Origin of the sequence: Pseudonocardia nigra, assembly GCF_019396355.1 — a bacterium.
GTDB classification, from domain to species: Bacteria; Actinomycetota; Actinomycetes; order Mycobacteriales; family Pseudonocardiaceae; genus Pseudonocardia; species Pseudonocardia nigra.
The window spans coordinates 1-10,571 of record NZ_JAHKRK010000248.1; the positions used below are offsets into that span (position 1 = coordinate 1).

General features: G+C 70.2%; 5 protein-coding genes. 3 read left to right on the forward strand and 2 right to left on the reverse strand.

The window, feature by feature from the left end; genetic code table 11:
- Window positions 1-124 precede the first annotated feature (124 nt).
- Window positions 125-3,268 carry an Eco57I restriction-modification methylase domain-containing protein gene (locus tag KME75_RS35960; RefSeq protein WP_219419408.1) on the reverse strand — a complete coding sequence of 1,048 codons (3,144 nt, stop codon included), beginning with the start codon at window positions 3,266-3,268 and terminating at the stop codon, window positions 125-127.
- On the reverse strand, window positions 3,265-6,135 hold the full coding sequence (locus KME75_RS35965) for a helicase-related protein (protein ID WP_308283400.1): 2,871 nt from the start codon (window positions 6,133-6,135) through the stop codon (window positions 3,265-3,267). Before KME75_RS35965 ends, KME75_RS35960 begins: the two co-directional genes overlap by 4 nt.
- 238 nt (window positions 6,136-6,373) lie before the next feature.
- Between KME75_RS35965 and KME75_RS35970 the strand changes: the two genes are divergently transcribed.
- The 3 genes from KME75_RS35970 (at window position 6,374) to KME75_RS35980 (ending at window position 10,437) form a co-directional block, all read left to right on the forward strand.
- Entirely contained in the window at window positions 6,374-8,413 is a 2,040-nt protein-coding gene (locus tag KME75_RS35970; RefSeq protein WP_219419409.1) for a DUF262 domain-containing protein, read from the forward strand.
- A gap of 62 nt (window positions 8,414-8,475) precedes the next feature.
- Window positions 8,476-8,925 carry a hypothetical protein gene (locus tag KME75_RS35975; protein ID WP_219419410.1) on the forward strand — a complete coding sequence of 150 codons (450 nt, stop codon included), beginning with the start codon at window positions 8,476-8,478 and terminating at the stop codon, window positions 8,923-8,925.
- A 330-nt stretch (window positions 8,926-9,255) separates the two neighbouring features.
- Window positions 9,256-10,437, forward strand: a complete 1,182-nt coding sequence (locus tag KME75_RS35980) for a helix-turn-helix domain-containing protein (protein ID WP_219419411.1) — start codon at window positions 9,256-9,258, stop codon at window positions 10,435-10,437.
- The last annotated feature ends 134 nt before the right edge of the window (window positions 10,438-10,571 follow it).

Genomic DNA, 10,571 nt, shown 5'->3' on the forward strand with positions numbered 1-10,571 from the left:
CTGCGGGTCGATCTTGTGGTGAGAACTCCCTATCGGGGGACCCCACGCTCTCACCAGCACCGCGCAGATTGTCCGATATGAGCGTGTCGCGCTCACGTCGCGCTACGATCTTGCTGAGATCACCTCAGTGCCGGCGTAACCGCTGGTAGGTCTGGCGTCGCAGTCCCCCGGCACGCGCCTCAGAGAAATGCGACTCGGGATGGATCAGCCCGACCGCTCCGCGCTCGCTCATGCTCCGCCACGTGCGCTCCATAAAGCAGCGATAGAGGTCCGGCTGCGTGCCGGCGAGCAGCGGCCGATCGATGCCGCTGCCCAGATGCTCGCTCGTTGCCGCAAGCGATGCACGCTCGTCGAGATAGCGCACATCACCCTCGTCCAGCGCCTGCTCGCGCCGCTCCCGCACCACCGCCACAGACGGCCGATCAGCCAGCCCGAACCACGGGTCGTCCTCCGCCAGCACGGACATGTCGTCCCACATCGGCCGGACCCATGGCGGGTTTCCCAGCTGCAGGTCGAATCCTCCACGAGCGAAGACCGACGCGAAGTCCAGCTCCCAGTGGAAGAAGGCCTCCCGCTCCGCGATCCGCTCGCAGACCTCCAGCCACGGGTGCTCGGCGAGCACGTCGGCGACTGGCTTCATCTGCCCGAACACGATCTCGTTGTGCTCGGCGTCGTCCAGCTCGTCCCAGGTGGTGTCGGCGCCCCACATGCCCCGGCCACGCTTGGCCTCGCCCTTGCTGACCGTGCCGAGCAGGGCTTCTAACGCGCTGATCCACTGCTCGCGGGTGGGCGGCTGCACCGACGTCGTCACCGGCCAGTACCACAGCGCCGCCCACGCGTCCATCACGCGGCGCAGCCGGCGGTAGGCGCTGCCGGGGTCGGTCAGGCTGGCCTCGATCTGCTCGCGCTGCACCCCCCCAGTGCCGGCGGGCAGGTCGTCGGCGCCCCACACGTCGATCGCTCGGCGGATCTCCGCCTCGGCCACCTCCAGCCGGCGCTGAGCAAGCGTCCACAGCGCCTCGACCCGCTGGGCGAGCCGCTGCAGCCGGGTCAGCTCGGTCTTGCCTAGCACCGCACCGCTCGCCTTGCGCCAGGTCTTGAGCGCGGCGGTCGCGTTCGGGCGGCCCTCCTTGGCCTCCTTGGTGTCGGCCACCGCGCCCCAGCCCGCAGCGGGGAGCAGGAAGTGGTGCACCTCGTACGGCGACAGCGCGGTGCCCAGGGGGCGGGCGGTCGGCACCGTGGTGAGCCAGCCGCGCTTGGCGATCTGGGCCGGAGTCCAGGTCTCGCGGCGGGCGCCGATCAGGGAGTTGCCGCGGCGCAGGTGCAGCCCGAACCACGGCGCGCGAAGGCCGGGGTGCATGGCGTCGAGCCACAGCGTGATCTCGGCGAGCTCGACGGCGGTGGCGTTGAGGTCCACGCCGTAGCAATTGTGCAGCGCCAGGTAGGCCTTGGCCTTCTGCAGCTCGGCCGGGTACTGCTCGGGATCAATCCGGGTGCCGAGCTCTGCCTGGCGGCGGGTCAGGTATTCCCTCGCCAGCTGGTTGATCGCCTCGACGAGGAACGCGCCCGATCCCAGCGCCGGCTCGCAGACGCGCAGACGCAGGATGCCGGCGGCGGTGGTGTCGTCGGTGAGCAGCTCGGCGAGCGAGTGCGTGACGACGCAGCGGGTGAGCACCTCGGGCGTGTAGTACGACGCGCTGCGCTGGCGGTCGCGGCCGGACAGCCGGAACACGAAGTCGCCGGGCGCGTAGTTGACGCGGCGGACGTCGCCGGTGTGGGGGTCGGTAGTGGTGACGAACCACCGGTCGTCGAAGCCGGCGGTGGCCGCGATCGGCACCACCCAGCTGCCCTTGGCCGGGTCGCCGTCCTTGGCCACCTCCACCATGTGGTCGTCGGCGATCGAGCCGGTGTAGGACATCAAGCCCTCGTACACGGCGCCGAGCTGGTTGATGCCCAGCTGGGCGTAGGAGACGAACCCGCGGTCGCGGCCCTTCTGCTTGCGCGAGAGCAGCAGCCGGCCCAGTACCTCCTGCAGGCAGCCGTTGCCCAGCCCGACCTGGTCGATCAGCGCGGTGGCCTCGGGGGAGAACAGGTCGGCGCGCAGAGCTTCGAAGCGGAGGCCGCCCTCGTCGTCAGATGCGCGGTCGTCCGGCGCTACCCCGTCCGGGCCCAGCGTCTCCGGCGGGTAGCCGTCGTTGACCAGCCGGAACAGCACGCCCAGCGACTGGTAGAGGTGGGTGCCCTGCTCGGCGGTGTCGCTGGTGAGGTCGGTGAGCACGAGCTCGCGCAGGCGGTCGAGCCCGTAGCCCTCGGCGTACTCCGCGCTGCCGACGGGCAACACCCCCAGCTCGGGGCGCGCCTCGGCGTAGAGCAGGAACAGGATGCGGTAGAGGTAACGCAGGGACTGGCGGGTGAGGTCGGCTGCCAGGCCCTCGGCGTCGGAGGTCAGGCCGCGGGCAGTCCGGCGGCGCAGCACCTCCGTCGCGAGCAGCTCGATGGACTCCCGCACCCCGTTGCGCAGGTCCTTGGAGACGCCGACGGCGTGCTTGACCGACTCCTCCAGCAGCCCCAGCAGCGGCACGGTGCCGTCGTCGGCGGGCAGCAGGACGTCACCGGATACGAGCGCGGCGATCGTCTCCAGCTCCCCGCGGGCGCTGGTGTCGCGCCGGTCGGCGGCGGTGGCGAGGTCGACGGCCAGCCAGCGACCCTCGGGCCAGCGCTCCCGCTCCGCGACCAGCAGCCAGGCGCCCGTGGTGACGAGGACGAGCGACGGGGGCTCGTCGGCGAGGAAGGCGGCGGAGATCGCGCGGGCGGTGGCGGGCTCGGTCTTGCCGTCGATAGTCGCGGGGGTGAGCAGCAGCCCGACGCCCTCGCCGTCGAGCAGGTCCTCCACCGTCGTCGCGTCGTGTGCCTGCAGCACGAGCAGCGGCGGAGCGCCGCTCGGTGTGCGGGGTGCGACGGCGGCGATCGCCGTGTCGGCGCGCCCCCCACTCCACGTGATCTCCTCGCCGGGGAGCAGCAACGCCTCACGAACGGCCTGGTGCAGCGCGCGCAGCCGAACGCCGTCGCCCTGTTCGCGCGCCCCCACCAGCTCGGCCCCGAAGCGGCTCGCCAGCGCGGTGAGACCGGAGCGCGGCGTGGCCTTGCCGAACTCCTCCTGCTCCTTCCACCCCGCCCGCATCGCGCCCACCGCCGCGGGGAACTGCTCGGCGAGCCAGTGCTCGGAGACGAGGTCGTTGCCGACGACGATCGAGTCGAACCGCGTCATGCCATCGCCTCCTTGTGTGACAGTCCTCCGGGCAGCAGTACCAGCAGTACTCGCACCATCGGATCGGCACGGGCAGACAGCGTGCGGACCAGCTCGTCGGCCGCGTCGGCATGCTCGGCGATCCGGCGGCGCAGCGGACCGGCCTGGCTCGGTGTGAGGCCGTCGGCGAGCGCCTCGGACGCCTGTCGCCAGGTGGCGACCCGGCGCGCGGCCGCGCTCAGCGGCTCGCTGAGCAGGTCGGCACGCTGGCGCTTCTGCATCGCCATGTACGCGCGCATCTCCGCCACGGCGTCCGGGACGAGCCCGGCGTGGGCATCGAGGTCGAGTGCGGCGCCGGTGTTCACCGCGCCCGAACGGAACCCGACCCGCTCCAGCAGATCTGGCACGTCCTGCTCGATGAACGGAGCGGCAGGCGGCGCGAAAAACGTCATCGCCACGGTGGAGCTCAGCACGACCTGCCCCCGCTGGTTCGCGAGCGTCCCGAGCACGATCGCCGTGGGAGCGTCGACCGCGGCGGTGGCGACGGGCACCTGGTTGCGGCCCAGTCGCGTGAGAGCGCGGTCGACGGCCCAGGTGAGCACGGGGTGCAGCGGGGAGAGGTAATGCGCCTGTGGCCACTGTGTGCTCTGGTCACCGGGCGCGCTGCCCTGGGTAGCACGCCGGAGCGACTCCCTCCCGGCCTCGGGTGTGACCGCCAGGAGCAGCTTCTCCCGCACCTTGCGCTGTCTGAGGTAGCCCTGCGGCAGCACGTCGAGACGCTTCTGCAAGTCGCGTGGCGGCACCAGCTCGACGAGGTCCTCGCCCTCGTGCTCGGTCCACCCGACCCCACCACGGAACGCCGGTGCCGACGGGTCCGGGAACGCCTCGCGCAGGGCCTCCCGGAGGAAGTCGACCTCGCGGTCGAACATGCCACGGTCGGTCGTCACCGGCGGGGGCGGCGCGACGTCCTCGCCCAGGCTCGCGAAGAACGCCTCGAACTCGGCCTCGGTGTCCGCCGATCCCGGATCGGGCACCACCTCGTCAAGCGGGGTGCCGGTCATCAACGCACGCCGGATCTCCGCCTCCTCACCGTCCACGTCGTGCAAGCGCATCAACGACGCGGCGTCGCCGAGCGCGGTGTGGGCCGCGTGCTCCTTCGCCAGCAGCCGGGTGAGCACCCGGACGTCGCCGCTGAACCGCTCGTCGGACGTCGTGAGGGCCAGCGCCACGATCCGCGGCGGGTGCAGCTGCCCGTACCGGTCGATGCGGCCGTTGCGCTGCTCGATGCGGATGAGGCTCCACGGGATGTCCACGTGCACGAGGTGGTGGCACTGCTTGTGCAGGTTGACGCCCTCGCTGGCGACGTCGCCGGTGATCAGCACGCGGATCGGGGTGGCGGCGCGCTGGAACTCCTCCACCACGCCCATCTGCTCGACGTCGGGCAGCCGGCCGTGCAGCACCGCGAACGCGGCTTCGGGCATCTTCAGCCGGCGCGGCAGCTCCGCGCGCAGCCAGTGGAGCGTGGCGACGCGCTCGGAGAACAGCACCACGCGCACGTCGCTGCCGGCTCCGACGCCGATCTCCCGCAGATGCGTGACCAGCGCATCGAGTTTGGCGGAGCCCGCGTCCTGCGCTGCCGCCGCGAGCGTCCCGAGCCGGGCCAGGGCCACGCCCTCCGCACCGTGCAGCTCGCCAGTGCTCGACAGGGTCTTCTGCCGCGCCTCCACCGTCTCCACGAGCGCGGCCGGTGACGACAGGAACGCCTTGGCCAGCACCCACGGGAAGAGCTGACGCCCGACGCCGCTGATCGGTGCGCCACCCGATTCTGGGTGCAGCCAGGTCTGCGACAGCTCACTGGCCACGGCGTCCTCGGCCGCGTTCGCCGACACCCCGAGCACCTCGGGCTCCGGCCGCTCGGCGCACATGTGCCCGACCTCGCGGGCCACGTCGGGCGAGTGGCGGTGCCGGCGGATGAACAGATCGCCGATCTCGTGCACGTCGTAGTTGGAGCGGTCGACGATCGCGGTGGGGTCGAGCAGACCGATCAGCTCGGCGAACGACTCCGGTTTGCCGTTGTGCGGGGTCGCCGAGGCCAAGATGAGCGCCTCGGTGTGCGGCGCGAGCACACGGGCCAGCTGGTTGTTGCGGGTACCGGCGTTCGTCAGGTTGTGCGACTCGTCGATCACAACGACGTCCCAACGGTGCTTCTCCAGGTGCGCCCGGTACCGCGCCGACTTGAGCGTGTCGATCGAGACGATCATCTTGGGGAAGTACGTGAATGGGTTGCGACTCGCCGGGAGCTGCTGGCGCACGCGTTGGATCCCGTCGGAGTCCAAACGCACCAGCGGCAGCGCGAACCGAGTCCACAGTTCGTACTGCATCTGCTCCAGAACGTGCCGTGGCGTGACCACCAGGACGCGCTGAGCCCGGCCGCGACGGGCCAGCTCGGCGAGGATCATCCCGATCTCGAGCGTCTTGCCCAGACCGACCGCGTCGGCGATGAGCAGCCTCGGCCGCAGCCGGGCCGGGTCGAGGGCCTGTGCGACGGCCTGGCGCTGGAAGTCCAGCGGGTCCAGCAACATCCGGGGGCTGACGGTCAGCGCCTGCTCATGCAGGGGCACCGGCGTCTTACGCAGCACGGCCTCGACCCACAGCCGGCTGCGCCGAAAGTACGGGGAGCCGTCCTGCACCAGCTCGGCATCGGCCGGGTCGAGCGAAGCGATGTCGTCGAGCTCGCTGTAGAACGTGGCGGGTACCGACGCCACCAGCTCGGAGCTGCCGACGCAGCTCACCTTCCATCCGCTTCCGGCCGGCTCGCAGGACGAGACGATCCACTCCTCGTCCCGGACCACCACCATGCTGCCCGCAGCGAACGCCGTCGACTCCACCTGTCCCCCTCGTCTCCGGCTGCGCGCGCCGGGACCCGAAAGGCTAATGGCCCGGCATCTCTTGCCCCAGCACAGCCTCGATGTGACACAGCGTGACGCTCTGCAGATCAAGGCCCTCATCCTGCGGTGCGACTGCCCTGAGCACCGCGAACTACTGCCTGTCGAGTGCCCATGAAACGCAATGACAGGGCGAAGCGATCATGTAACGGAACGTTCGGAACGTAGAGGGGTTCGGTAGGTGCAGGCCAAGGAGATGACCCTCAAGCCGATTCTTGAGGGCGAGAAGCAGTACCTCGTACCGCTCTACCAGCGCACCTACGCCTGGCAGCGCAAGCAGCTCGACCGGCTGTGGGCCGACATCGTCGCCCAGGCCGACGCGCTCCGTGACGGCACGACGAACCCAGGCCACTTTATCGGCTCACTCGTCCTCGCCCCGGCGCCGAACCAGATCGCGGGCGGCATATCGCGGTGGCTCGTCGTCGACGGACAGCAGCGGCTGACCACCCTGATGCTTGCCCTCGCCGCTCTCCGAGACCACGTCCACGCCGAGAGTCCGCGGGAGGCCGACCGGATCCACCGGCAGTGGCTGGTGAACGAGTACCAGTCTGGCGACGACAAGTTCAAGCTGCTGCCCACCCAGACCGACCGGGCCGCACTTCGCGCCTGCATCGAACACACATCCACGCCCACCGGCGGCAACGTCGCTGTGGCCTACCGATTCTTCGTCGAGCAGCTCACGGCCATCGGCAGCACCGACGACCCGCACGACATCCGGCGCATCGAGCAGGCCATCGTCACCCGACTCGACCTCGTGTCGGTCACTGCCGAGCACAACGACAACGTGCATCGGATCTTCGAGTCGCTCAACAACACCGGGATGGCGCTCAGCCTCGGGGACCTGCTGCGCAACCACCTGTTCATGCTGTTGCCCACCCGTGCCGACGAGGTGTATCGCACGGTATGGGCGCCCATGCAGAAGCTGCTCGGCCCGGACAACGTCGAGACGCTCGCCTACCTCGACCTCGTGCTGCGGGGGCACCCCGAGCTGCGCCGCAGCGACACCTACCAGGGGCAGCAGAAGCGGTTCCGCGACATCGGCCACGACGAGGCGGCTGTCGAGGCCGAGATCGTCGAGCTCGCCCGCCGGGCCCGGCACCTGCACGCGATCCTGAAGCCGGCAGAGCTGAAGGATCGCGAGATCGCCGACGGCCTGACCCGGTTGGCCGTCTGGGGCGCGGAGGCGGTCAACCCCATCCTGATGGTGTTGCTCGATCGTCGTGAGCGCGGCCTCGCGGCCTCCGGTGAGACCGCCGCCGCGATGCTCCACCTCGAGTCATACCTGGTGCGGCGGATGCTGTGCGGTCGCACTGCGTCGGGCATCAACCGGGCCTTCGCCCAGGCCGCCAACGCGATCGCCGACACCCCGGACGCCGCGGAGACTCTGCGGGAGATCCTGTCGCAACCCCGCCGGTACTGGCCGGACGACGACCAGCTCACCGAGAACATCGCTCAGCTCAACTTCTACTGGGCGGGCAAGGCGAGACAGCGCCTGTTCGTCCTGCGCCGCCTCGAGGAGAGCTACGGGCACAAGGAGCTCGTGGACTGGGACGAGACAAAGGTCCAGATCGAGCACGTCCTCCCTCAGACGCCGACGCCGGAGTGGCTGGAGCTTCTGGAACCGGACGTCGAGCCCGGCGAGTCGCCGGACGATTTGCACCAGCGGATCGTGCATCGGCTCGGCAACCTCACCGTCACGGCCTACAACCCGGACCTCAGCAACAAGCCGTTCGCCGAGAAGCGGAAGCTGCTGCAGAACAGCAACTTCTCGATGACCAAGGACATAGCCGAACGGGAGTCCTGGGGCCTGCAGCAGATCGAGGCACGGGGAGCGGAGCTCGCCGCCCGCGCTGCCCAGATGTGGCCTGGCCCCAAGGCCACGCGGACTGCGGCCCCACAGGACCAGTGGCAGGTGGTCCGCCGGATCTGCGCGGCCCTGCCCGAGGTCTGCCCGAGGGCACCTGGACGGCCTACGGTGACGTCTCCGCCGTTGCCGGCATCCACCCCAAACCCCTGGGCAACTACATCGCGACGAACGCAGTGCCCAACGCCTGGCGCGTCCTCCGGGCTGACGGCTCGGTGTCCTCCGAGTTCCGCTGGTCCGAGCCGAGTCGCGCTGATCTCCCTCGCGATGTCCTCGCCGCCGAAGGTCTGCGCTTCGACGACAAGGGGCGAGCGGAGGCATCCCAGCGCCTCTCCCCTGGCGACCTCGCCGCTCTGATCGGCGTTGACGTCCCGGACGATGACCAGCAGCGGAACAGCGGCGACGAGCAGCGCTTCTGGATGCAGCTCGCCGCGAACCAGCCCGCGGAGTCACAAGACGCGGTCAGGAAGCTCCTCGACGACTGGCGGGCGCGAGGCGGCTACTTCTCCTGGGGCGGCGGCGCCCAAGCGAGCTGTTTCCCGCTGGCCCGCGCCGGCAACGGCGAGGAGTACTGGCCGTGGGCCATCAAGCCCACATCCGGGGCGGTGGAGATCGTGTTCAAGCATCTGCTGATCCGGCCGCCGTTCGACGACACCGCGGTCCGCGACGAGCTCCGGCAGCGGATCAATCGGATCCCCGGCGTCGACATTCCGCTGTCGCGGCTGGAACTCCGCCCGTCGTTCCCGCTCGCCCGGCTCGCGGAGGACGAGGGGCTGAAGGCCGCGATCGAGGCCCACACGTGGTTCCTCGACCAGGTGCCGGCACAGACAACGGGATCACCTGCCGCTGGCCTGTCTGCCACATACTGACAGCGCAATCGCCGCGATCGAGCACGGCCACTGGACGGGCCGGTTGAGGCACTGCACGCACCTCCCCTCCGGGCCGGCCCGGTGCACGGCGAGCACCCGCTCACAGGCTCCGGGCTGGCCCGCGAGGAATTCTGCGGCGGCCCTGACGGGATCGGCCGCGCCGGCGGTCAGCCCCTGTCTGCCAGCGCTTCTCCCGCGTCGATGGCTTTCGATTTCCCCCTGTTGCATGTCTCGGAGTGAAACGCCGACGACTCCCGCCGAACTGCCAAGGAACTGCCAATGATCACCGAGGGCACGTGATCACCGCTGCCGAGCTCGTACGGTGGTGGAGTGGACAGCATCGGAGCCCGCGTGGCGACCGAACGGAAGCTTGTCGGGCTGACGCAGACCCAGCTCGCGCAGCGCGCCCATGTCTCGGTGTCGCTCGTCCGGTCCGTCGAGCAGGAACGGGTGCCCGCCTCGCCGGCGTTCGTGGCCGCGGTTGCCCGTGCCCTCGGCCGCGGCACGCCAGAGCTCCTGGGGCAGCCCGTCGGGCCGGCGACCCCGGACGACCGGCAGGTCCACGCGATCGTCCCGGCCCTGCGCAGGGAGCTGGCCGCCTATCTACTGCCGGGGGACGAGGGCATCGAGGTGCGCTCGATCGGTGAACTGCGCCGCGCCGTCCACGAGGTCTCCGCACGACGGCAATCCGTCGACCTCGTCGCGCTGGGCGCCGAGCTGCCCGGTCTGCTCGCCGAACTTCGGGCGTTCACCACCGACGCTCACGACCCGCGTGAGGCGTACGGGTTGCTCGCGTTGGCCTACGCCGCGGCGGGACAGGTCGCCTACAAGCTCGGCTACGCCGACCTCGCCTCCGTGACAACGGACCGAGTGGAGTGGGCCGCTGCTCGATCGGAGGACCCACTCGCCGTCGCCGCCGCGGACTTCTACCGCGCGGGCGAGCTGATCGGGGCCACCGACTGGTACGGCGCCCTCGATTACCTCGAGATGGCCCGCGGCCGACTCGAGGACCAGCTCGATGACGAAGCCGGCCGGGCGATGTACGGACAGCTCCACCTGAAGTCAGGCCTTGCTGCCGCTCGCGCCGGAGACGCCATCGCAACCGATGCCCACCTCGGCGAGGCCGCCCGGTTCGCGGCAGGCGTAGGCGAGTTCCGCAACGATTACGACCTCTCGTTCAACCGTCACAGCGTTGCCATCTGGTCCGTCGGTCTGGCCGTCGAGCTCATGGACGGGACGACCGCCGTCACCCGGGCGAAGGGCATGGCGATTCCGGGCGGAGTCTCAACCGAACGAGTTGGCCACCACCACATCGACCTTGCCCGTGGGTACCTGCTCCACGGCGACAAGAATGGCGCTTTCGAGTCGCTGCTGACCGCTCGCCGTATCGCGCCGCAGCAGACGAAGTACCACCCTCAAGTTCACGAGACAGCGCGGATGCTCGCGAGGACCGAGCGCCGCCGGAACGACGCGCTCGCCAACTTCGTCACCTGGCTCGGTGTCTCGGTGTAACTGGTCATCCTGAAGGAGCGGGGCCGGTCAACCCCCTGTTGTTGTAGTTGATCTTTTCTTCGTTGGCTCTCCGACTGTTCTTGGGCGCGTCGAGGTAGGCGGCGGGGTCAAGGAGCGCCCGGGAGGGCGCCCGC